Origin of the sequence: Bacteroides acidifaciens, from assembly GCF_903181435.1 — a bacterium.
GTDB lineage: Bacteria > Bacteroidota > Bacteroidia > Bacteroidales > Bacteroidaceae > Bacteroides.
On the sequence record NZ_CAEUHO010000004.1, the window covers coordinates 127,548 to 153,096 of the forward strand.

The 25,549-nt window shown below is 42.9% G+C and carries 13 protein-coding genes and 2 pseudogenes; 5 read left to right on the plus strand and 10 right to left on the minus strand.

Translation table 11 applies throughout. The features are described from left to right. Nucleotides 1-2: 2 nt before the first annotated feature. From CLIN57ABFB40_RS12670 to CLIN57ABFB40_RS12710, 9 genes and pseudogenes are all read right to left on the minus strand, one after another. Nucleotides 3-1,532, minus strand: a complete 1,530-nt coding sequence (locus CLIN57ABFB40_RS12670) for a RagB/SusD family nutrient uptake outer membrane protein (RefSeq protein WP_175630451.1) — start codon at nt 1,530-1,532, stop codon at nt 3-5. A gap of 12 nt (nt 1,533-1,544) precedes the next feature. Continuing rightward, nucleotides 1,545-4,745, minus strand: a complete 3,201-nt coding sequence (locus CLIN57ABFB40_RS12675; RefSeq protein WP_175630452.1) for a SusC/RagA family TonB-linked outer membrane protein — start codon at nt 4,743-4,745, stop codon at nt 1,545-1,547. A 155-nt stretch (nt 4,746-4,900) separates the two neighbouring features. Next, nucleotides 4,901-8,911 carry a two-component regulator propeller domain-containing protein gene (locus CLIN57ABFB40_RS12680; RefSeq protein WP_254871768.1) on the minus strand — a complete coding sequence of 1,337 codons (4,011 nt, stop codon included), beginning with the start codon at nt 8,909-8,911 and terminating at the stop codon, nt 4,901-4,903. 39 nt (nt 8,912-8,950) lie between these two features. Beyond that, complete coding sequence (locus tag CLIN57ABFB40_RS12685) at nt 8,951-11,026, minus strand: beta-galactosidase (RefSeq protein ID WP_175630454.1); 2,076 nt, start codon at nt 11,024-11,026, stop codon at nt 8,951-8,953. A 208-nt stretch (nt 11,027-11,234) separates the two neighbouring features. After that, on the minus strand, nt 11,235-11,939 hold the full coding sequence (locus tag CLIN57ABFB40_RS12690; protein WP_175630455.1) for a hypothetical protein: 705 nt from the start codon (nt 11,937-11,939) through the stop codon (nt 11,235-11,237). Nucleotides 11,940-11,954: 15 nt separating this feature from the next. After that, entirely contained in the window at nt 11,955-13,463 is a 1,509-nt protein-coding gene (locus CLIN57ABFB40_RS12695) for a hypothetical protein (RefSeq protein WP_175630456.1), read from the minus strand. A gap of 43 nt (nt 13,464-13,506) precedes the next feature. Next, nucleotides 13,507-14,478 (minus strand): hypothetical protein, encoded by a 972-nt coding sequence (locus CLIN57ABFB40_RS12700; protein ID WP_175630457.1) that lies wholly within the window; start codon nt 14,476-14,478, stop codon nt 13,507-13,509. A 48-nt stretch (nt 14,479-14,526) separates the two neighbouring features. Further along, nucleotides 14,527-16,755, minus strand: coding sequence for a hypothetical protein (locus CLIN57ABFB40_RS12705; RefSeq protein ID WP_175630458.1), 2,229 nt, complete (start codon nt 16,753-16,755; stop codon nt 14,527-14,529). A 611-nt stretch (nt 16,756-17,366) separates the two neighbouring features. After that, nucleotides 17,367-17,836 (minus strand): annotated as a pseudogene (locus tag CLIN57ABFB40_RS12710) (IS66 family transposase); the annotation flags it as partial. Between the two features lie 3 nt (nt 17,837-17,839). On the opposite strand from CLIN57ABFB40_RS12710, the pseudogene CLIN57ABFB40_RS12715 reads away from it, so the two are divergent. After that, a pseudogene (locus CLIN57ABFB40_RS12715) lies at nt 17,840-18,223 on the plus strand (DNA-binding protein); the annotation flags it as partial. Between the two features lie 152 nt (nt 18,224-18,375). Here the strand turns inward: CLIN57ABFB40_RS12715 and rhuM are convergent. Continuing rightward, on the minus strand, nt 18,376-19,350 hold the full coding sequence (gene rhuM, locus CLIN57ABFB40_RS12720; RefSeq protein ID WP_175630459.1) for a RhuM family protein: 975 nt from the start codon (nt 19,348-19,350) through the stop codon (nt 18,376-18,378). 398 nt (nt 19,351-19,748) lie between these two features. Here rhuM and CLIN57ABFB40_RS12725 point away from each other — a divergent pair, with 398 nt between their 5' ends. The 4 genes from CLIN57ABFB40_RS12725 (at nt 19,749) to CLIN57ABFB40_RS12740 (ending at nt 25,376) form a co-directional block, all read left to right on the plus strand. Next, the gene (locus CLIN57ABFB40_RS12725) at nt 19,749-20,453 is read left to right on the plus strand and encodes a fumarate reductase (RefSeq protein WP_024986771.1); all 705 of its coding nucleotides are present in this window, start codon (nt 19,749-19,751) and stop codon (nt 20,451-20,453) included. Between the two features lie 37 nt (nt 20,454-20,490). Next, nucleotides 20,491-22,470 (plus strand): fumarate reductase/succinate dehydrogenase flavoprotein subunit, encoded by a 1,980-nt coding sequence (locus CLIN57ABFB40_RS12730; protein WP_175630460.1) that lies wholly within the window; start codon nt 20,491-20,493, stop codon nt 22,468-22,470. Nucleotides 22,471-22,506: 36 nt separating this feature from the next. Beyond that, nucleotides 22,507-23,262 (plus strand): succinate dehydrogenase/fumarate reductase iron-sulfur subunit, encoded by a 756-nt coding sequence (locus CLIN57ABFB40_RS12735; RefSeq protein WP_004298485.1) that lies wholly within the window; start codon nt 22,507-22,509, stop codon nt 23,260-23,262. Between the two features lie 362 nt (nt 23,263-23,624). Then, nucleotides 23,625-25,376, plus strand: a complete 1,752-nt coding sequence (locus tag CLIN57ABFB40_RS12740; RefSeq protein WP_175630461.1) for an AAA family ATPase — start codon at nt 23,625-23,627, stop codon at nt 25,374-25,376. Nucleotides 25,377-25,549 lie beyond the last annotated feature (173 nt).

Genomic DNA, 25,549 nt, shown 5'->3' on the forward strand with positions numbered 1-25,549 from the left:
GATTAATATCCATCATTCTGCCACATAATCTCCTTATTTCCGTAAGCCAATATATCCGAAAGAGGGATAGGAGCTAGTTTATAGTATGAGCGCATACTATAAAGAGGTTGTTCACTCGTTTCATTATATCCTTCGTCTTTCAAAGCAAAATGCGCTTTCATAGCATCCTCTGCCAAATCCCAACGAATCAAGTCCGGCCAACGGATACCTTCAAAACAGAATTCTACAAAACGTTCTTTAACAAGATAATCGAATACAGACTGTTTATCAAGGAAATCTTCAGCGACTTTAGCTGTCAACCCGGCTCTTTTTCTTACATCATTGATAATAGGCAATATCTTTTCAGACAAGTTCGCCGAATAGTTCACCTCATTCAACGCTTCCGCATACATCAGTTTCACGTCCGTATACCTTAGGATAGGAATATTATTTCCCCATTCATCAACGGCAGTAGGCGCATTTTTAGTAGCTCTCAAGAATTTTCTGACATAATAGACATCCGGTTGCGGAGTACTTTTATCTCCATACAAGTTATTAACAATGGTCAGATCTCTTCTTTTATCATTCTCTTCATAAACGCCATCACCTGCAAGAGACATAGACGCACGGATAGAACCGGAGGCACCAATAAATGTAATCCCATTCAGTTTCTCATAGTCCCCCTTATCCTTATTCAATGTAGAAGGTATAAACCAGCCACTGAAACTCTGGCTCAATCCCAAAGCCTTGCCGGCAGTACCACCTAAATACTGCACCTCCCACACGCGTTCCTTATCATTATTATACACGTCACTGAAACAATCTTCGTATTTATCGGCCAATTTATAAAGAGTACCTTCCTTGGCAACTACCTGCGACAAATATTCCGCAGCAGTAGCATAATCGCGCATATACATATAAGTACGTCCCAGCATACCGGCAGCAGCATATTTTGTCACCCGCCCTACTTCACTGCTTGCCCAGCTTTCCGGCAATCTGTTGAATGCATCCTTAAAATCGGATATAGCTTGTCCGTAAGTATCTTCCTGACTGGAGCGCTTCACCTTATACACTTCTTCACGAGTGATTTCCTTCGTAATCAGCGGAGCACCTCCCCAGCACCAAGCAAACTGAAGATATGCCAATCCACGCAAAGCATAAGCTTCTCCAATAATATGCTTCTTACGATCTTCATCCGTAAACGTTACCGCATCTATTCTACTTAACAGTTGATTACAACGAAAGACCAGCGTCCACCAAGACGACCAAGGCTTTGACCATCTACTCTCCATAGGAGTATCCATAAACCGTCCTATCGGACTGGAGTTACGAACTTCGTCGGCACGGGTAACAATCGCTTCCAGATAATTCTTATTGTAGATCGTTTGCAATTGGGCATAACAACCATTAATGGCAGTCTCAAAATCCTGCGGCGTCTTATAATAATTCTGGTCAGTGTAGATAGAAGGCTGGTCTACATCCAAGTATCCCTCGCAAGAAGAAAATGCGAACAGACAACTTATCCCTATGATTAATTTATACAATGATTTCATAATGACAATAGATTAAAATGTTAAGTTAACTCCGAATATATACTTTCTTGACTGTGGATAAGTGGTATAATCCGCACCACGTACCATCGGATTACTAGGTGAATAGCTATTGACATCCGGATTGCCGATATAGTCGGTGAATGTATACAAGTTTTCTGCCGTCACATATATCTTGGCATCCTGAATATGAGATGTTCTCAACCATTTCTTAGGCAATTTATAAGTCAGGCTGATATTCTGTATGCGCAAGAAAGACGCATTATAAATAGCCAAGTCCGTCATGTGCATTTGGCCGTCTTTATTTAGAGGCGAGTTGTTACCCAGACCGTAAGGCAACGGAGTCACTCCATCCCATGACATGTCCACTCCCAGATCAGTTGGTATCGGATTGCCACCGGCATAATCTTCCTTGTAGCAATGCAGCCATCTTTTTAATCCGTTATAGTTTCCGCGTCCCGTATCCAGACTACGTCCTGCCAGATAAAGTACTTTACCACCAATCTGTCCGCGCAAGAAAACGCTCAACTCAAAGTTCTTATAAGAGAAGCGATTGGTGAAGCCATACGTCAGGTCAGGATCGTTCGAACCGTAAGGAACCATATCATCGGAGTTGATTTCTCCATTTCCGTCTGTATCAACATATCTCACATTCCCCGGAACCTGATTGGTCAATACAGGAACACGCGGACGGCTTTTGTCATATTTACCATCAGGACCAAGTTCAAAATCACTGTCTGTCAGCAAACCATTCGTGCGGTAAACGTAGAACTGCGAAATCGGTCCCCCTACTTTCGTAATAAAACGGGCGTCATACGCTTCTGTTATCACATCATCATTACCTCCCATATCAAGTACCTTGTTCTTATTCGCTGCCAAATTGAGCGAAGTAGACCATTTGAATGCTTTCGTATGTATATTAACCGTTGTCAGGTCAATTTCCCATCCCCGGTTTTCGATAGATGCCAAGTTCGTCTTTACTGTTCCAAATCCGGTGGCTGCCGGCAATTTCATCGAATAAAGCAAGTCATCTGTCTTATTGACATAATAATCGACATTTAACTGCACACGATTATTGAACATTGACAAATCGAATCCCAAGTCGAATGCTTTGGTTGTTTCCCATTTTAGGTTTGCATTGGCTATGTTTTTAGCATACACACCCACTTGTGAAGTACCTCCGTACACCGTGTTAGTCACATCATAATTAGGTATATAGTCCGCAGTACCGATACGGTCATTACCGGACATACCCCAAGAAGCACGAAGTTTCAACAGGTTGATAAGTTTGATATCTTTCATAAATTCTTCACCACTAATCTTCCAACCACCAGATACAGACGGGAACATCGCCCAGCGGTTTCCAGGACCGAAACGGGAAGAACCATCACGACGTACAGATGCCGAAGCTAAATACTTATCAGCATAATTATAAGAGACACGACCGAAAAGTGAAGAAGTGCGAACAATCGTTCTCGAGCTGCTGGCGTTGGTAGGAGTAGCTCCCATGTTGAGGGTCGGCACACTTTCCAACGGATAGTCCATGGCTCCCATGTTCGTTCTGAACTCATTGCGTTCGTCGATACTCTGACCTAACAATGCTTCCAGTGCATGCTTTTTACCAAACTTCTTATTGTAAGTCAACGTATTCTGAATACCGGTGCGGCTCACACTGATTGTATTAACAGTTCCTTTCGTTGTCGAACCATTATTAGGCTGCACATTGGCAGGAAGGAAATACTCATCAATTCTCATGTCCGAATTATAGTTGAACAATGTCTTAAAAGTCAATCCTTTTATGATTTTAGCTTCTGCCCACAAAGAAGTATTGAATGTCTTTTTCTCGGTCTTATCTATTACACTCATTAATCTTTCATAAGGATTCACATTGTTACGGTAACTGGCATTAAACCCATACTCACGAGTATTCTCATCCAAACCGATGATAGGAGGCATCTGTAAGGCACTCATAATCTGCTTATCCTTTCCTTCAGACTCACCTTTATCCTGATGAGAAATGGTAGGAGCGAAAGTAGCACCCACTTTGATATACTTATTCAGATTTACAGAAGCATTCAAACGGAAGTTGAAACGCTCGAAACCAGTATTCTTCACAATACCTTCCTGATTGAGATAACCGGCAGAGAGATAAACAGCATACTTCTGCCCTTTGCTCGATACAGATACCTGGTGACTATGCGTGAAAGCATTTTGCAAAATTTGATCGATCCAGTCAGTAGTTGGAATATCATTTCTGAATCTCCAGTCGGCTACGTCCGAAGCCGGATTAACCAGCCATTGCTCTTTAATCTGGTCGCCGGAGGATCTTTTATTATTGGGCACATACATACTGTTTGTTCCTCCTTTATTCAGATACTTGGCATTAGTATACCATATATTATAGGCGAGCCATTCTTGAGTAGTCATCATGTCCGGCAATCCGACCGCATTCTGCGTACCGATATAAGACTCCCACGTAATCACCGGCTTGGAGCCCTTAGCTTGTTTAGTTTCAATCAGTATTACGCCTGCCGAACCTCTGGCACCATAAATAGAAGTAGCAGCCGCATCTTTCAATACTTGAATAGAAGCTACATCCGAAGGATTTACATCGCTCATGGATTCCGTAATCACACCGTCCACAACGATCAACGGTGAAGAAGAACCGTTAATAGAACTTGCACCTCTGACCAGCACCTGCATTTCCTCACCGGGAATACCGCTCGATGTCTGTGTCTGCACACCTGCCAACTGACCGGAAAGCGCATCACTCAAACTGGTAATAGGACGTCCTTCAATAGCGTCCGAAGATATTTTGGAAACCGAAGTAGTCAGATTGGATTTCTTCACCGAACCGTAGCCTACAACGATCACCTCATCCAGTGCCTTAGAGTCTTCCTCAAGTTTAATAAGGAGCTGGCTTTTATCACCTACTTTGACTTTCTTCTCCACAAAACCAACATAAGTAATAACCAACACTGCATTCTTACTTACATTTAAGGTGAATTTACCATCAAGATTAGTTATCGTACCTACTGTTTTGTTTCCACTTTCCACTACGTTGGCGCCTATAATAGGTTCTCCCATCATATCTGTCACCGTACCGGTCACTTTCATTTGCGCCCAAGTCATCGTACTCAAGCATAACACAAAAAGAGTAACCAGACATCTTATTTTCCTGCCGGAACTCTTCTTTAGATTGTTTTTGTCGTTCATACACTAAATTTTACAAGGTTAATAAATCGTTTACTATTCCTTAGCGGCGCAAACATAGATAATGTTCATTCATCTCACTTGGGGAATAGTATCAAAGACCTGTAAAAACGTCCCAAAGTTATCTTTTGGGACGTTTTTACCATAGAAATATGCTTTTATACATATTGCTTAAGGTAATTGGCAGGTGCTATGTTATAAGTCGATTTAAACACTTTACTGAAATAAGAGGGGTCAGAATATCCGACATCATAAGCCACCTCGGAAACGGTATATTTACCAGTCGCCAACTTCTCGGCAGCCAACTTCATACGTACATTCAATATTAACTTATTAGGTGATACATCTGAAATAGCTTTTATTTTACGAAAGAATTGCGAACGACTCATTCCCAACGCTTCGTGCAGATCATTAACTGATAAATCGGGATCTTGTGCTTTTTCGCGAATCAGCTCCATTAACTGTTGCAAAAACTCATCCTCCGCACTCAATTCGTCAACAGGCACCTCGATAGCATCCAGTTTTTCACTGAAAAGCTGACGAAGCCGATTACGGTTCTTGATGATACTCTCCAATTTAGCCAACAGAACTTTAGGTGCAAACGGTTTCAACACATAATCGTCCGCCATCGCTCCATACCCTTCTTCAATATGTTCATTCAGCGCTTTGGCTGTCAACAGCACCACAGGAATGTGAGCGGTAGTCATTTCTCCCTTGATTGCCTTACACAGCTCGAGCCCATCCATTACAGGCATCATCACATCACTGACAATCAAATCGGGAATTTGCTCGATAGCCATTTCCAACGCATCTTTCCCGTTAACAGCTTCCGATACGATGTACTGCTTCGACAATATAGAAGCGACATACTGGCGCATATCATCATCATCTTCCACTACCAGCACACGACATCGGTCGTCATTGTCCGATGCCACAGCATTTTCTTCCTCGATGGGCGCAATACATTCCCGTTTTATCTTTTCCAAATACGTATCTTCATGTGTCTCTACAAATTCCACATTGGCTTCAGCGAAACATTCCCTTCCTAAGTTCAACTCTACAAAGAACTCGGAGCCATGACCAAAGACACTCTCCGCCCATATCCTTCCTTTGTGCAACTTCACCACATATTGCGCCATGTTCAGCCCGATACCACTACCAAATAAATCGGCTTTACTTCCCTGCTCCACCTGAAAAAAAGGATCGAATATTTTCGACAGATTCTCTTCCGAGATACCTTCTCCACAATCCTTCACAGAAATCACCACATGGTTTTCTTTTTCCAATGAACGTACTTTTATCTGCGTCTCTTTGGGTGAATGTTTCACTGCATTGGACAAGAGATTGAACACTACCTTCTCCATCAAATCCATATCAATCCAAAGATCATCACCATAATAGGTGTTCTTATATTCGATAGTCAATTCTTTCTTATGTAACAAATCAGAGAAACTGTCGATCTGGCTGGTCAGGAAGGTTCCTATATTGACCCGGCTCAATTTCAACATCATAGCCCCATACTCCAGCTTCCGGAAGTCCATCAACTGATTGACAAGCAACAACAACCGATTGGAGTTCTTATAAATCTGCTTCATGGGGAACAAGAATTTGCCGGGCAACGTTTCATCCTGCAAGATGTCTTCTGACGGACCGGTAATCAAAGTCAGCGGTGTGCGAAGTTCATGAGAGAAGTTTGTGAAAAGTTCAATTTTCATTCGGTAATTGCGTTCGGTGTTTTCCTTCTCTATTTCTTCTATTCTTCTTTTATACTTGGCGGTCTTCCGCTTATACAGATAATACATTAAAGCACCGACCAGTGTAAGTGCCAACAAAACATAAATCATTTTCGCCCATCCGGTCAACCAAATAGGTGGATACACAACTACATCCACCGCACTACTTTCGCCCCATTCACCATTACTATTGCACGCTTTTACATAAAAAGTATAATGCCCGGCAGGCAAATGCGAATAAATGACTTCATTACGTTCAATATAATTCCAGTTCTTATCCAACCCTTCCATTTGGTAAACATATTTATACCCCTTCGGAAAGATATAATCCAACGGAGAAAACTTAATGGAGACAGCCGCATTCTTGTAGGAAAGTTCCACATGCTCCAAACTGCGTGCATTATCAAATTTCACCTGATCTGTGCCCTCGTCCGAATCCAGACTATTGACAGAAGATATGCGCACCACCGGCAACAACTTTTCTTGTTGGGCAACAATTTCTTCAGGAGAAAACTCCGCAATGCCATTGTTTCCACCAATATAAATCCGTCCGTCCTCTGTTTGGAGTAAAGCATTTCTGGATACCTCATTCAACGGAAAGCCGGTGTCTTTTGTATAATTGACAATCTTCGCGTCTTTCACAGATAGTCGCGATAACCCAACGACGGTAGATATCCAAAAATCTCCCATTGTCGGATCTTCCAGTACACCACATACGGAATTGTGTATCAATCCTTCTTTTACTCCGAAATGTTCGATAGTTCCTTTCTCCAAGTGACAACGATATACACCTAGATTATAAGTACCAATCCAAAGATATTGATTGCTATCCAAATAAAGAAGACTGACGTTTTTGTTCTTCAGAACACTGAAATCAATCTGCTCACCTTTGAAATAATGAGCAGCCTCCTTAGGATGATAAGGAAATTTCCATACGCCACTGGTACGTCCGCCAACCAGCATGGTCGTGCCATAAGGCAATAAATCCTGCGTCAGCATGAATCGAGTGTCTCCATCCTGATTCGTAGAAAAAGAACGGCTAAGTGTCTGCGTCTGCGGATTATAACAGGAAAGTTCGTTTTCGGCAATCCAGATATTACCCAATGTATCCTTTGCCATCGCACGTATCTGCGCATTGGGCGAAAGTGCGGTCATCTGCCTGCTAATAGAAAGAGTTTGCAAGTTCAAGGAATAAACTCCTTTATTTAACACATAGAAAAGCACTTCATTTTCACTGTTCCGAAACATATAGTATACTTCATCCTCTCCCGTACAATTTTTCCCCATTGGCAACGGAATGTTTTCAACCTTGCCATCGGCAAGACTCAATGTACAAATTCCGCTATTGTGGCCGATCCATAACTTGCCCTGCGCTTCTATCAACTTACCATTAACCCTTACCGGCTGATTGACATTGGTAGTCAGCGAATGATACCGGAACAGGTATTGACCGGAATTATAAAACAAGGCACCCTCGTTGAAAGTACCGAACCATAACGATCCCTGTCTGTCTTTATAAAGAGCCATCAAACGACGTGTTGACAACAGCCCCACAGGAATACGTTCTTCAAATGTCCGGCGAACGGTATAGGTATATTCATCCATTACTGCCAATCCGTTATCGGTTGCAAGCAACAATGTCGAATCATTATATACCTTTATATCATGCACCTGCCCTTCCCATAATCCCATATCGGCAGGGAGCTTCACTTTAATCTTCGTCACTGTACGAGTAGAACAATCATAGAGTTGCAAATTTCCCAAGCTTGAAGCCAGCCAGGTACGCCCTTTCGCATCCAGAAAAATCTTCAGGAAAGCCGGATAGTCCGGTCCGTCAAGAATATACGAGTAATCGGAAGTGCGGGTATCCAGTCTAAGAATACCTTTATTAGCCACATTCAAGAGAAGGAATTCGTCCGTACAGGGAGCCATGCTGTTGATGTACAATCCTTTCAAGTCTTCCATACAAATGCATTTCCCATCCCGCAATACATAAACTCCCATTTTGGTAACCACCCAGACGGCCTTATCCGGTGCTATCCACAATCCGACCACTACTCCGCGAGGAAGTTCATCACCTTGATAGAGCGTATTCAAATCGATAAATCTTTCCGCAAACGTATCAAACAAAGTCACCCCATTGAAAGTACCGATCCACATTCTTCCCTGTCCGTCGCCCGTGATACTGACAATGTCATTGGATTGCCTGACCGTCTCTTCCGATTCATAAAAGAAACTCTTTATTTCATAGCCGTCCAAACGATTCAGTCCATCCTTGGTACCTAGCCATATATAACCCATTTCATCCTGATAAATAGCTTTTACCGTACTGTTGGACAGTCCGTCAATAACCGAATATGAACGGTAGGAACTCTCCGCGAAAAGAGCATTTATGCTACTTGCGATGAGTATGAGTAATATGATTATTTTCTTCATCAACATTGATTTAAGACAGATTCCTATGGTATTAGACACTTATACTTGCTTCTTTATTCTTAATACTTTATATTCCATCGGATTTACGGAAACAATTCCCGCTTTCCATTCTTCTCCCGTCATCACATCGTTGCTCGGATAGTTGAGTACCACCTGCTGCAAGTCACCAGAGAAGTTAATCAGATAAAGATATGAATTTCCTTTCATATCTTGCAATTCCGCTATTTCCATTAACGGACTGGCATGGTGAGCAATCGGCTTTAGTGAGGTTTCGGAGATGACCACATTCATTAATTGATCAATCACTTTTTGTTCGGGTACAGTGGCTACATAATACATTTTCCCATCACCTACCCGATTACAAGTAATGGCAGGAGCGTCTTTGAAATAAGCTCCATTATACCGGGATAAAACAGTAGCCTGCACAGGCTTAACCTTATCAAACCAATATTTACATATTGCCGTAGAATCAACGTAATCCAGTGTATTGTGCTTTCGTCCGAAAAGAGCTTCCTGCCGCTCGATTTCAATTCCCGCCAACCGCTGCAAAGGTTGGTAAACCCCTCCATCAAATTTGTGAAATTCTTTATTGCGTACTCCGGTGAGACAAGTCATCACCACAGTAGCTCCTTTTTTCACCTTTGTTTCTATTTTCTCCGGAAAGTCCGGTGCGACCAAAGCCAAATAGGGAATAATGACACAATCATATGGCGACAGATCAGCGTCTGGAGATACCATATCCACCATTACCGAACGAGAGCGCAAAGCTTTATAATAAGCGTATACCTCCCTCAAATATTTCAAATCGGGACAAAAAGTATACCCATTTTCAAAGGTCCAGTCCGCATCAAAGTCCCGAATGATAGCTGCACGGGCAATCGGCAAGAGCTTTCCGGTCTTTGCGTACAACGCCCGTACTTCATGGGCGGTCTGCTGTATTTCCTGATATTTATCCCGCTTCACATAATCAGATTCCACCACGCCTACCATCAAATGTTCATGAGCAGACTCGAATGCCCTGAAAGGAAAGAACACGGACATATTACAGCCATAAGCCAATTGCTGATGTGTCCACAAACGAACAATGCCATCGGGTACAATCTCTCTTTGTGTCAAGGCAGTGCGTCCCACTTGCTCTTCTGTTACCCATATATTCTCCTTTCGTCCCCCACGAATCTGCTGCAAGGCAAAAGACACCATCGACGGTTCAAAAGGCTGCCCCACATTGTTGCCATACAGATTCTCTACAGTACAGTTGATAGGATAATTGTCTATGGACAATACATCACACTCTTTACCAAGCTGATAGAGGTCAATCGTCGTCACAAATCCTCCTCCGCCCACATTAGTGGTACAAAGCATTCGGGGAGCTATTTTCTTTATTTCATCCCGTTGCATACGATAAAAATCGAGTGTACAGTCCGAGAAGAAACGTTGATAATCCAAGTAAATAGCGGGATTGTCCATGCGACGGGGCAACCATGCCTGGCTGAAAGAATTCAAAGTTTCGCTCCAGAAAGTAGTTCCCCATGACTGGTTGAGCTTCCCGATAGTCTTATACTTCTTCTGTAACCATTCTACAAAACGCATCCTACAATTCTCACAATAGCAATATGGATCCTCTGTTGTCATTTCATTATCTATCTGGAAACCGATAACAGCCGGGGTCTCCTTGTATCTCGCCGCTAATTCGCGGACAATACGGACGCAATAAGTGCAATAAGCCTCGTTATTATAGCAGGCATGACGACGACGGCCGTATGCTTTCCGCTGCCCATCCACCTGTACTTGCATTATATCGGGATGCGCGTCACACATCCATTTGGGAATAGCAGCCGTAGGGGTACACAGTAGAGTCTGAATTCCTTTCTTCTGCAACGTATGAATTGCGTTGTCCATCCATTCGAAAGAGAAATTTCCATCCTCACTCTCCAATGCGCTCCAAGCAAAATCTCCTATACGTACCATATTCAGATGAGCCTCCTGCATCAAAGAAGCATCTTTATCTATTCTTTCCTTCGAAAGCTGTTCCGGATAGTAGGCCGAACCCACATACATTTGTGCATTTGCAGTTATATTTATCACAACAACAATTGCCAATATATAGAATTTCATAAGATCAGATAAATTTGATTGCATTAACGACACCCGGCAAAGATAATATCCCTTTTTCTAAAATCATGCCACTCAAGCGGATTTTAACAGGAAACTCCATTGCCAATCAACAAGACAGGATCAAACGGAAAGAGCCCGGCACAATACCGAGCTCTCCCGCAAGCTACATCATCACTGACTCGCACAACTCATTAGGGGCATCTCACTTTTACTTGTTTATTTTTGCTTTTACCTCACCGATAGATTCAGCATTTCCCAATTCTTCCATCGTGAAAGACTCGTTACCCTGATCTTTATCCAATTTCGAAATCAGGATAAAGTCGAAACGATTGCCCTTATACTCATTCTTTTTGAGGTCTTTCAGAATCTTGTTGTAAATTTTGGTGTCATCATCTTCACTGGTGTATAAAACCTTCGGCTTCCCTTTCACCTGAAATTCATACGTATACACACCTTGCTTTTTAGCGTCTGCACCCAACTTGGAAAGGTCGAAAGCAATCCATGTAAATCCACTCTTATCTTTACCCAACTCGTATCCTCTCAACTGTTTAATCATCAATGTCCCTTCTTCTCCATTCAGTGAGTAATTTGGAATAAAGATAGATATTTTAGCATCCCTGATACTTAAATTTGCCTTATCAGCCTTTACCTTGTAATAAATAACTGACTTGCTATTTACAGCATGAGTCGTTTTGCTGGATGGATTGCAACGATTTCGATTGTCGGCGATAAAGGTAATTCCCTTGGCGTTGTAATCAATAGAGCCTTCCTTTAATTGCCAGTTGCCATTCGAGGATAAATCCCAAGGGGTACAGGATACTGATTGTGCAACCATTGAGGTCGTTCCTGCAACAAGGAATAGAGCCATAAATACGATTATTCCCAACAGTGATTGTTTCTTTATATTTTTCATAATGATTGAGTTTTATTATTTTTGTATTTTCTTTTTAACTACGGACAAGGGAGCTACGCCGACTTCTTTCACAAGGAACGATTCAAACTTACTTTTATCGCCCAAGTCTGATATCATGATGAAATCCAAGCGATTGAAAGTTGCTCCTTCCACTGCCATCATATCTTTTGCAGCCGCAATCAAAGCATCATACAGATCCGAACCCGATTTGTAGGTGGTGTCCGAGGTTTCTCCATCCGGTCTGAATTTCATTTCCGCTGTATGCCCTTCTGTTCCAAGCTTCGACAAATCGAAAGCATACCACTGATAACCTTCCTGGTCTGTCCCTAGTTCTTCGCCTTTGTATTGAGTGATTGTTACAATCCCCTCTGTACCATCAACGTTTATTTTGCCGTCGATATACACAGAAACCTTCGCGTTGTTCGCAGTGATTATTGTTCCCTGGGTCGCTTTCGCCCGGTAATAAATCACTTTATTGCCCAGTAATGACATAGCCAGACTAAGTCCCTTCAGATTGGAATCGCATCTGTTATATCTGTTTGCCGCTGTCGATGTCAATTTAACATATCCGTCCACATAGTCTACCGTAGCACTTGAAACCGTCCAGCCTTTTGTCATATCAAAAAGATATGGTACTTCCTCTTCCACTTCGTCCGCTTCCCACTTCGACGCTGTGATGCTGTTTCTTTTTCCTCCGGCAAAGCAAAGACCACCTGCAGGAGCGGTAAAACTAGCAGTATAACTTCCATCTGAACCTACTAGAGTAACAGTCAGTTTCTTTCCTTCGGCACAAGCGGCATTATCTCCATTGGCGCCTAACATCAGATAAGCCTTGATGCTGTTATTTCCAGACGTGATTGCCGGGAAGCCGTTCAGATTCAATGAAACATCTGTTCCTACGGTGTTGTTGGTTACGGCCAGACAAGCCTTCTCCGCATGAATCGCAACTGATTGTGGCGTTCCCACTCCTTCAGGCAGATTCTTGAGATTGAGCACCAACAGTGATGATTGCACTGTAGCCGCATCTCCAAAGTTGATAGAAGTAACATCAGATGAATTGACCGCCAACTTAATGGTATGGAATGCAGCCAGGTGAACCGTATTATCGTTGCCGTTCTGCACCTGCCCACTGTACGAAAACGCATCAAATGCAGCCGTATTAGCCAATTTAGCTGGATACAATACGGTATATCCGCTGGCGTCTACATCAGGAGCGTAACCGTTAAAAGTGCCGGCATTTGTATTTGCTCCTTCCGCCAGTGTAAAGACCTGTGCATCAGCACCCGCTTTTGCCGGAATAATAGTGAAAGCATCGCCTTCCGTCCATTTGATAGCAACGGCAGAACCATTGTCTTCATATCCCATACGGGTTTGGGCGTCATTGTCTGTATATGCTTTGATTGAGATCTGATTGTATGATAATGCGTTATTATGATTATTCTCTAGCATATCTTCATTGCTGCAACCCGTTATAACGATGCCTGCCAAAGCAGCCAAGAGTGATACTGATTTTATTGTTTTCATTTTTCCTTTGTATTAAATTAAACTACTTGAACTTTCTATCTAATTAATCTTCAATATTAATTCCTCCCCCAAAAGACGGAGTATTTCCGCCTGTCGAAGTATTAGAATCATCCAATATCACTCCATCGCCAAACGAAGGAACAGTAACGATGATGTCTTTGTCTATCGGTGTATCATCCAGATCCCAGTTACTGATATTGATAACATGGCGTTTGTCTCCGGCAAAAACGACATCAGACTCCATAACAAAGGTTTTATAACATCTGCCCGTAGTACCGGTTACGTTGATTTTCAGTTGTTTGCCGGCAGACAGTTTTGCATTGCCGGGATTAGCTCCAAGCACCAGATAAGCTGTCAGCGTGGGAGATGCCGTCATATTGACCAGCTTCAAAGTGATTTCGTTCGACACAGTAACATTGGTGGTTGGCAGACAGTTTTCGTCCGCCGTCAAAGTGATTTGAGTAGGCGAACCGACATAATCCGGCAACTTCTTGAACGACAACACCATCACGGAAGATTGTACCGCATTTGCAAAACTGAACGCAGTATAATCGGATGTTGTACCGGCCAGTTTCACAGTATGATAAGCAGCAATCCCTTTGACGTTTGAGCTTCCATCCTGCTGCTGACCTGCAAAAGAGAAAGTATCAAATTCCTCTACCGACTGAAGCGTACTTGGAAATAACACTGTATATGTACCATCGCCCACTTCAGGAGCCGTCCCTACAAAAGTACCGACCGATGTGCCTGCTCCTTCGGCCAACGTAAAGACCTGACTCTCGTTGCCATTATCCGGTATGATTCGAAAAGCATCGTTTCTCGTCCAACTGGTAATGAGGCCATCCGCCTGATCGACGTATCCCAACCTGGTGTTCAGAGAATTCATTGTCACCCTGATTCTCGTAAGACCATCTGCGGGAATCTCGTCTTCATTGCTATTACTGCTGCAACTTGCAACACTTATCGCTGCGAACGATAAAAGCGAAGCTGCACAGATTGATTTAAGCATTCTCATAATACTAAAAGTTAAGTTATTAATAGATATAAATTAGATAATCATTGTTCAAATCCCGGTAGTCACCGATGCCTCGGTAGGGGACAGAATGGCAACAATAGCCGTTCCACTGGGGCTTGGTATAGATACCGTATAAACGGAACCCTCTTTAGCCACCGATATACCACTAACAAATGTCTCTACCTCGTCAGGTTTTCTCATCGGTATAATCAGCGTGATGAATTCGGCATCTTCGCCACTGTTAAGTTCGGTCTGCGAGCAGAGTACCGAACTAATGCTTTTATTGTTGCGCAGCGGATCGGTCTTCACGCTCATGGTATTATTGTTCTTTGTTCGCGGAAAATAGAAAAGTGTCTGTCCTGTAAAGTCGTATCGACTATCCAGTTTCACCATGCTACTCTTGTGTACTCCTTGCAACAGCCAATTCTTTCCAGTCTTAGCTACAGACGGCCACACATTATACAGTACACCGACCACATCTTTCCGGTTGTTCCCGGCAGCCGAGGCAACCTTGTCGTAAACAATAAGAACGCCATTGTTCAGCAACAACATCTTTCTCTTTGCGCTAATGCCTTCATACTGGAAGCGGGTATATTCTACTTCGCCATAAGCCACATCTTCAGAAAGCTGCTTGACCGCATAATTGCCTATCACATAATCAAAACGCGAATCAAATCCCAGTCTACTGTAATAAGATGCGTTCGGCTCTACTTCCGCCTCCGGTATATTGAATATCGGGAAATTCTCGCTCAAGCTTTTGGGTGCGATAAAAGGCCGGTTGATGCGGAAGCCTTCTGCCGGACGTCCCAAATAGGTGCAGACGTGCGTTCCGTTGAAGATAAAGTTGTCTATCCCAATGCGATGGTCGGGAGCTGCCTTGTGTTGTGTATAACTTAAATCCATCAGCATATAAGGCGCACGCGGATGATGTCCGGTAGAAAGGATCAATTTATCCTGCACTTGCTTGTAATCCCTGTCTCCCCGACCCAACAACAGACCGTCATATTTGCTCTTCGAAGTGATGCGGGGAGTGAGTAAAGAGGAGGTTTGTTGAGCGGGGACATCGGCATCGGTATCTTTGCGGTTGATGTCGATGGGATAGAGGTCGATGTAGTCATTGTTCCATTGGGTACAACCCACATTGAAACGGAAGTCTTCATACTTACGAGCCATGTACAGGTAATACGGATCTTTGAATAAGCGATATCCCACTTTCAGACACCAAGTCATCCCAATACCGGCATCCAGCAAATATTCTCTTCCTCCTTCATACACTCCTCCCATGAGTTTTCCCCATCCGGCAGTTTGCCCCGAGTTCATAATGGTACGGCTCATGCGATCCATGATACGCTTGATATGGATACTGTTTTTCAGTCCGGCCTCATCGTTCAGAAGCAATCCCCAATGCAAAAGCAGGTTGAAGCCGGTATTTGCGTCATAATGAGGTGAATTGTCAGCATCGTAAGAATAATTAAGGAGTGCATTGTATACCGTATTAAACGAGGTTTTGCATAACGGATATTTGGTGGAGTCGTCGCTATACAGCATCTTCACCCAAAATGCAACGTTCAAAGCGAACAGTTCCTTGTTGTATCCTGTCGACAGATAGTCTCCTTTATAATAATTGGCTTTTCCCTCCACATGAGTGTCGATGACAGATTCAATAAAGAGTTTGATTTCTCCTTTATAGGCTCCCAAGCGTTTCAGACAATAGGCATCTTCCATGATAATGCCCGCCGGCTGTGTGGTGTTGAGATCCCTCAAACTGCCGCTTTGCCCGTTTTTCTTATCTATTTCTATCTCTTGAAGTAATATCTTATACTGAACTTTAATGTCATCTTTGATTTTCGTAACCAGAAGTTTTTTCAGCTGAGGGCAGTTATAGTCAACACAAAGGTAAGTAAGGTCTAGATACGGACTGCGTTCCTTAGTAGCTATTTTCGTAAAATTATCAATCCATGCATTAAGAGTATTGCCTGTGATCGCCGCATTTAAGTTTATCCAAAAGTCAGAAATACGCTTTCTCACCCTGGTGTCTCGTTCCAGTACTTCCTGCCTTGTCTCTTCTCTCGGAACATAATCCATCGGATAAATGGCATCGGAATAAGGAGTTGCAACACCCTCTACATAAGACTCGTCCTGACTGTTCCTTGTCTGTCCAGATTCTACCGGAGTATCTTGCGCAGCCACTAACTTTTCATCCTCACAAGCTGATAAAGAATAAACGCCGCAGAATAAATATAGAAAACTGAATAGATAACTATGAATATGGTTCATAATATTAAAATTTACTGGTTACAGAATTAAAGTTTTATACGGCAAAGGTGGGAAATACCAGCTTTTGAATCATGGAAAATTGTATCAAAGGCTGGTATTTTAGTCTCGAAAGGTCAAATAGAGAGATAAATCTGAAAGATAAGAGATTGAATTGTATTCTTATTGACTGGAAGACGAAAAGAGAGAATTATGGTTTCATGAACCACTTCTTTTTCGTGCGTACGCTACTCTTCACCAATTTAGTATGCAATTCTTTAATCGTGCATAGTTCAAACCTCTCCTGAATGTATACATAATAACCAAGCGGATCAATTCTTTATTCGGGCATGAGAACTCTTCTTTAGACAGTTCATCTATCACTAATATCCAATAGACAGAGGTTAACACAGTAAAATAGTTTAGTTCTCCCATACCCTAATCTATCAGATAGGACAAGGCGTATAAATACCTCAAACAAGCAGAGATAGTTTGCTTTTCTCCCTGATATAGTTTATCTTTGCTACCGATATAGTTCATTCTTCATGTGTAATCGCCCGTATTTCTCTCCAAGCTATAATAAAGACGAAGCATGTCTGGCTTTTGACTTTATCTATCTTTCTTGTTTATCCTTTTCAATTAAATGGCAGTAAATCGGTGTAGTCATTTTTCTCTTCTCTTTCATTCTCCTGTACCCTAATCAATACATCCTGCATCCATAGTTTTGGGTTCCACCTTATTTTCCCTGCAACATCCCATCAGTGAAAAGAATATTGCCGCTGTATGTACCGCCTCATGTGAACCGGAGAAAAGAGTGTTTTTTCTGTTCAAAGTCAATGGCCTTATAGAGCGCTCCACCGGATTATTGTCAATGCAGAGCTGTGCATCGTTGACATATCCGGACAATTGTCCAAAACGTGTGTACATTATAGAATATGGCCTTAGCAATAGGCGATTTCTCAACCGTATGTTCATACTCCTGCTTGCACCATTTTTCCAGTCCTTTGATAATAGGATACGATTCTTCCCAGCGAAGCCTTACTACAGCCCCGCCCAGATGTCCTATCCTGATTTTCTCCTCCACAGCATACAGTCTGCCTATTTGTTCATCACTTCGCCCAAACTGAAAGCCAATCAAATTAAGCTCAAAACCAACATCAACTTCAAGGCGGATGCCAAACTGAAAAGGTCAGTCAGCGTCGTACACCTGGAACGAAGCAAACTGAAACCCCATTCGGCTTCCTGCTCGAACGAAGAAATAGACAAGCTACTGGCTAACTATTTCAGCAATAACCCGGTATTAACCCACTCCGACTTCCAAAGGCTCTGCGGGTTTACTCCCACCACTGCCGCACGGCACATCAAACGGCTGAAAGAGGAAAAGAAGTTGAAGAATATCAATACATATTATAATCCGATTTATATGCCGATGCCAGGATATTATGGCAAGGCGGAGATAAAAGAGGATAAGGCAAATACTATACAGCAATAAAGTAAAGAGTATGAAAAAAGTGTCCAGGAAGGTATTACCGATCATTTTGCTGACGTCAGCAAAATGGGATTCCTAATAATAAATGAGAGACACTTTGCGGCGAGGTGTCTCTCATTATCTACATCTATACCACCAATTAATAAGACCTAAATTCAATTATTCTTATTAATCAAATTGACTACTACCTTCACCATCACGTCCTTTTCTTCCGTCCGGCTTTCGGCAATCATCAACGTAAGTGCTACTAGCGTATTGTTGCCGATTAACTTCGAACCATCGGATTTATATAATATACCGTTCTTCTCCAAAAACCAAAGAAACAGGAAAGCGGCAATACGCTTGTTACCGTCACTAAACGAGTGGTTCTTCACGACAAGGTAGAAAAGCATCGCTGCTTTCTCTTCAACGCTCGGATAAAGTTCTTCTCCGCCAAACGTCTGATAAATAGTATTGATAGAGCTTTTGAACGACTGATCCTTTTCATTTCCAAACAAATCACTGCTTCCGAACTTTTCCTGCAAAAGGTGAATGGCTTCCATAGCTTCTTCATAGGTGGCATGAAATTCTTCAGTAGGAGTCGTAGAGTCTACTTCCAATTGCTGGTAATCGTATTTATCCAGTGTATCCAAACCGTAAGTGTAATCGGTAATCACACGCAAAAGTCCATTGGCCTCATCCAGCGTCAATTGTTTGTGTTCGATGACGTTGGAAAGAAGACGCACGGTGCTCTTCAAGTCTTCCAGTTGAACAGCTTTGGCTTGCTGATTAATGGCGTAGCCTTTAATCAGATAATCCTTTAACACTTTGTTTGCCCAGATACGAAATTGAGTGCCGCGTTGCGACTTTACACGATAGCCGACGGAAGTTATCATTTCAATATTATAATATTCTACCTGATAACTTTTACCATCCAAGGCAGTTGTCGCAAATTTTGCGACAACTGGAATCCCTTCTAACTCTTCCTTTTTCGCATTATTAATATGCTTGCCAATCGTTTTGATATCACGATCAAACAACTCTGCCATCTGTTGGCGATTCAGCCACACCGTCTCATTCTCCAACTTCACATCAATGGAAGTCTTCCCATCCTTTGTCTGAAAAATGACAATATTTCCTCTATTGTCCATAAAATGCCTCCTTGTTTTATGCATTGTGTTCATCCATTACCTTCGTAGTAATGGACGGACACACAAATGTACAACTTTCAAAAAGAAATAAAAATATGAAGCCGTTTTTCTCAAAGCATTTCACTGTAAATGAGAATATACCCTTGTCTGAACAGAATAAAACAGCGCTTTTTATGATAAAGGGCGAATTACTTATCAATAAATAATGAATACCCCACGCGCTTTACCATACATACTGGCTGGCATACTGATACATGAGCGTATTGATTCATTATTAAAGAATTATTTCTTTAATTCCTTGCTCAATCAATCTATTTCCCCTATTTTTGCAGTCTGTAAGAGGTGTAAAACGTTGAAATTTTAGTTCTAACAATTAAATAATTTAAATTCAATCATTTATGTGGTTAAGTAATTCATCTGTAGGAAGGAAAGTGGTGATGAGCGTTACCGGTATCGCCCTTGTCCTGTTTCTAACATTTCACATGGCGATGAACTTGGTTGCAATCATCTCGGCTGATGGTTACAACATGATTTGTGAGTTCCTGGGAGCAAACTGGTATGCATTGGTAGCTACCGCAGGACTAGCCGCTCTTTTTGTGATTCACATCATCTACGCATTCTGGCTGACAATGCAGAATCGCAAAGCGCGTGGTAGCGAACGCTATGCAGTGGTTGACAAACCAAAAACTGTAGAATGGGCTTCTCAGAACATGTTAGTGTTAGGTATTATCGTAATCGTAGGTCTTGGCTTACACCTCTTCAACTTCTGGGCAAAAATGCAGTTGCCGGAACTGATGCACAACATGGGCATGCACGCTGACACACTGACGCTGGCTTATGCCGCTAACGGTGCTTATCACATCCAGCAGACTTTCTCTTGCCCGGTTTACGTAGTTCTTTACCTCGTTTGGCTGTTTGCTTTGTGGTTCCACCTGACTCACGGTTTCTGGAGCTCTATGCAATCACTGGGATGGAACAACAAAGTATGGATCAACCGTTGGAAATGTATTTCTAACATCTATTCTACGATTGTTGTACTCGGTTTCGCACTGGTAGTAGTGGTATTCTTCGTGAAAACACTGATTTGTGGCGGTGCTTGCTAAATAGTAAATTGTAAATGATTAAATTGTAAATAATATTATGATCAAGATAGATTCAAAAATTCCAGAAGGCCCGGTGGCTGAGAAATGGACCAACTATAAAGCTCACCAGAAATTGGTGAACCCCGCTAATAAACGTCGTTTGGACATCATCGTTGTGGGTACGGGTCTGGCAGGTGCTTCTGCCGCTGCTTCACTTGGTGAAATGGGTTTCAGAGTATTCAATTTCTGTATTCAGGATTCTCCCCGTCGTGCACACTCTATCGCTGCACAGGGTGGTATCAATGCTGCGAAGAATTATCAAAATGATGGTGACTCAGTTTACCGTCTGTTCTACGATACTGTAAAAGGTGGCGACTATCGTGCCCGTGAAGCAAACGTATATCGTTTGGCTGAAGTGTCTAACGCTATCATCGACCAATGTGTAGCGCAAGGTGTTCCTTTCGCTCGCGAATATGGCGGTACACTGGACAACCGTTCTTTCGGTGGCGCACAGGTATCCCGTACTTTCTATGCTAAAGGCCAGACTGGTCAGCAGTTGCTGCTGGGTGCTTACTCTGCATTGAGCCGTCAGGTAAACGTAGGTACTGTTAAACTGTATACCCGCTATGAAATGCAGGATGTTGTCATCGTTGACGGACGTGCCCGCGGTATCATCGCAAAAAATCTTGTAACAGGCAAATTGGAACGTTTCGCTGCTCACGCTGTAGTAATCGCTACCGGTGGTTATGGAAACGCTTACTTCCTGTCTACTAACGCTATGGGTTGTAACTGTACAGCTGCTATCTCTTGCTACCGCAAGGGTGCTGTATTCGCAAATCCGGCATACGTTCAGATTCACCCGACTTGTATTCCGGTACATGGCGACAAGCAGTCTAAGCTGACTTTGATGTCCGAATCTCTCCGTAACGACGGTCGTATCTGGGTTCCGAAGAAGAAAGAAGATGCTGTAAGACTCCAGAAAGGCGAAATCAAAGGAAGTGATATTCCGGAAGAAGACCGCGACTATTACTTGGAACGCCGCTATCCGGCATTCGGTAACCTGGTTCCGCGTGACGTTGCCAGCCGTGCCGCTAAAGAACGTTGCGACGCTGGTTTCGGTGTAAACAACACAGGTTTGGCCGTATTCCTCGACTTCTCTGAAGCTATCAACCGTTTGGGTATCGACGTTGTTCTTCAACGTTATGGCAACCTCTTCGATATGTACGAAGAAATCACTGACGTTAACCCGGGCGAACTGGCTAAAGAAATCAGTGGTGTGAAATATTATAACCCGATGATGATTTATCCGGCTATCCACTATACAATGGGTGGTATCTGGGTAGACTACGAACTGCAAACCACTATCAAGGGGCTGTTCGCTATCGGTGAATGTAACTTCTCCGATCATGGTGCAAACCGCCTCGGTGCTTCTGCATTGATGCAAGGTTTGGCTGACGGTTACTTCGTATTGCCTTACACCATCCAGAACTATCTGGCAGACCAGATCACTGTTCCTCGTTTCTCTACTGATCTTCCTGAATTCGCTGAAGCTGAAAAAGCCGTTCAAGCTAAGATCGACAAGTTCATGAGCATCCAGGGTAAAGAATCCGTTGATTCTATCCACAAGAAACTGGGTCATATCATGTGGGAATACGTAGGTATGGGACGTACGGCAGAAGGCTTGAAGAAAGGTATCGCTGCACTGAAAGAAATCCGCAAGGAATTCGAAACTAATCTGTTTATCCCTGGTTCTAAAGAAGGCATGAACGTAGAGCTTGACAAAGCAATCCGTCTGTACGACTTCATCACTATGGGTGAGCTTGTTGCTTACGACGCATTGAACCGTAACGAAAGTTGTGGTGGTCACTTCCGTGAAGAATACCAGACTGAAGAAGGAGAAGCAAAACGTGATGACGAAAACTTCTTCTATGTAGCATGCTGGGAATATCAAGGTGACGATGAAAAGGCTCCAGTATTGTACAAAGAACCGTTGGTTTATGAAGCTATCAAGGTTCAGACTCGTAACTACAAGAGCTAATCGGTGAAGTTAAACATTAAAAAGAATTAGAAGAAAATGGATAAGAATATATCATTTACACTGAAGGTATGGCGCCAGGCTGGCCCGAAGGCTAAAGGTGCTTTTGAAACCTACCAAATGAAAGATATCCCCGGTGATACTTCATTCCTTGAAATGCTGGATATCCTGAACGAACAGCTCATCAGCGAAAGAAAAGAACCGGTAGTATTCGATCATGACTGCCGCGAAGGTATCTGCGGTATGTGTTCTCTTTACATCAACGGACACCCGCACGGTCCTGCAACAGGTGCTACTACTTGCCAGATTTATATGCGCCGTTTCAACGATGGTGACACAATCACTGTTGAACCGTGGCGTTCGGCTGGTTTCCCGGTTATCAAGGACTTGATGGTAGACCGTACTGCTTATGACAAGATTATGCAGGCTGGCGGTTACGTAAGTGTCCGCACGGGTGCTCCTCAGGATGCCAACGCTATCCTGATTGCAAAACCTATCGCCGACGAAGCTATGGATGCCGCTTCTTGTATCGGTTGCGGTGCTTGTGTAGCTGCATGTAAGAATGGTTCTGCTATGTTGTTCGTTTCTGCAAAGGTCAGCCAGTTGAACTTGCTGCCGCAAGGGAAACCGGAAGCTTTGCGTCGTGCAAAAGCCATGTTGTCCAAGATGGACGAACTGGGCTTCGGTAACTGTACCAACACTCGCGCTTGCGAGGCTGAATGTCCGAAGAACATCTCTATCAGCAACATCGCCCGCTTGAACCGTGATTTCATCATCGCGAAATTAAAAGACTAAAAAACTGCTAGTTTTCGAGTTGAGAGACAATTTGATTAATGACAGAATCCCCAGTCGGCGTGCCGGCTGGGGATTTATTTTATTACACTCTTCTACAAAGACTATATTGAGGTTTGTGCAAATGCCAAGCGTCTTTCAGAATCATCATTCGGTATAAATAAAGTAATGACATCAACCACTTGCCTCGTTTCTTGTCATATTCATTAGATATAGATTGCATCTTTCTCAATATGATTTCGAATGTTCATACATGAACGCAAATGCAAATGTGCAAAGAAGTTATAGAATGTTTGTTTGGAGAAGTAACAAAAAGACCCTACCTTTGTTTGTATTCAAAGAGAACCTTTAAAAAGGTATAAATTATGGAAGAATATATAGCACCGCGCAGAAAACGTATCCCCTATGGTATGATGAACTTCGCAGTAATCCGCCGCGACGACTGTTATTATGTGGACAAAACCCGTTTTATTCCCATGATAGAAGAGGCAGACAAGTTTTTCTTCTTTATCCGCCCGCGCCGTTTTGGCAAAAGTCTTACGGTAAATATGTTGCAGCACTACTATGATATACTTGCCAAGGATAAATTCGATACCCTGTTTGGCGACCTTTACATCGGGAAGTACCCTACACCAGACCGGAACAGCTACTTGGTGCTATACCTCAACTTCTCCGGAATAGTCGGTGAACTGCACAACTACCGCAAGGGACTAGACGCGCACTGCCAAACGATGTTCGACTATTTCTGTGATATTTATGCCGACTATCTTCCTCAAGGCATAAAGGAAGAACTCGACAAAAAAGAAGGAGCTGTCGAACAAATTGAATACCTGTTTACAGAATGCAACAAGACCAATCAGAGAATTTATCTCTTTATCGACGAATACGACCATTTCACCAATGCCATCCTCTCGGATATAGAAAGCCTGCACCGATATACGGATGAAACACATGGCGAAGGTTATCTGCGCGCCTTCTTCAATAAAATTAAAGCAGGAACCTATTCAAGCATCGAGCGTTGTTTCATTACCGGCGTAAGCCCCATGACAATGGACGACCTCACAAGCGGATTCAACATCGGAACCAACTACTCGCTCACACCGGAATTCAACGAGATGATAGGTTTCACGGAAGAAGAAGTGCGCCAAATGCTCACTTACTACTCCACCACCAGTCCATTCAACCACAGCGTGGACGAACTGATAGAAATGATGAAACCATGGTATGACAACTACTGCTTTGCAGAAGAATGTTATGGTGAAACCACTATGTACAACTCCAACATGGTGCTCTACTTCGTCAAGAATTACATCCAACGGGGCAAAGCACCTCGGGATATGGTAGAAGACAATATCCGTATCGACTACGAGAAGTTACGTATGCTTATCTGCAAGGACAAGGAATTTGCTCATGACGCTTCCATCATACAGACATTGGTGAGCGAAGGCTACGTCACCGGAGAACTGAAAAAAGGTTTTCCTGCCGTTAATATTACCAACCCCGACAACTTTGTGAGCCTGCTCTACTATTTCGGCATGCTTACTATCAGTGGTATGTATAAAGGAAAGACCAAACTTACCATCCCCAACCAAGTAGTCCGCGAACAAATCTACACCTATCTGCTGAGTACTTATAACGAGGCTGACCTCAGTTTCAGCAGTTACGAGAAGAACGAACTGGCCAGTGCTCTTGCTTACGACGGTTCCTGGAAAACCTATTTCGGTTATATTGCCGACTGTCTGAAACGTTACACTTCCCAGCGTGACAAACAGAAAGGTGAATTCTTCGTCCACGGCTTTACTCTTGCCATGACGGCACAGAACCGCTTCTACCGCCCCATTTCCGAACAGGACACACAGGCTGGTTATGTCGATATTTTCCTCTGCCCGCTACTGGATATCTATTCCGACATGAAGCACAGCTACATTGTGGAACTGAAATACGCCAAATATAAAGACCCCGAAAGCCGCGTGGAAGAACTACGCCTGGAAGGGATTGCCCAAGCTAACCGCTATGCAGAGACCGAGACGGTGAAGAATGCGGTCGGAGCCACACAACTTCATAAGATTGTGGTAGTGTATAAAGGAATGGATATGCCGGTATGTGAAGAAATTTAAGATAACCTCAGCAATAAAATCATACAGAATCTGAGATTTCACTATGAATAGAAGCATATTGTGCCCGTTAACAGTGAAAATCCGTAAAAGAATTTAAAAGAGAAACAAATACAATAAAATTATTTGGAAAGGACAAGACAAAGGCTTACATTTGTCATGTGATTTTTTTCATA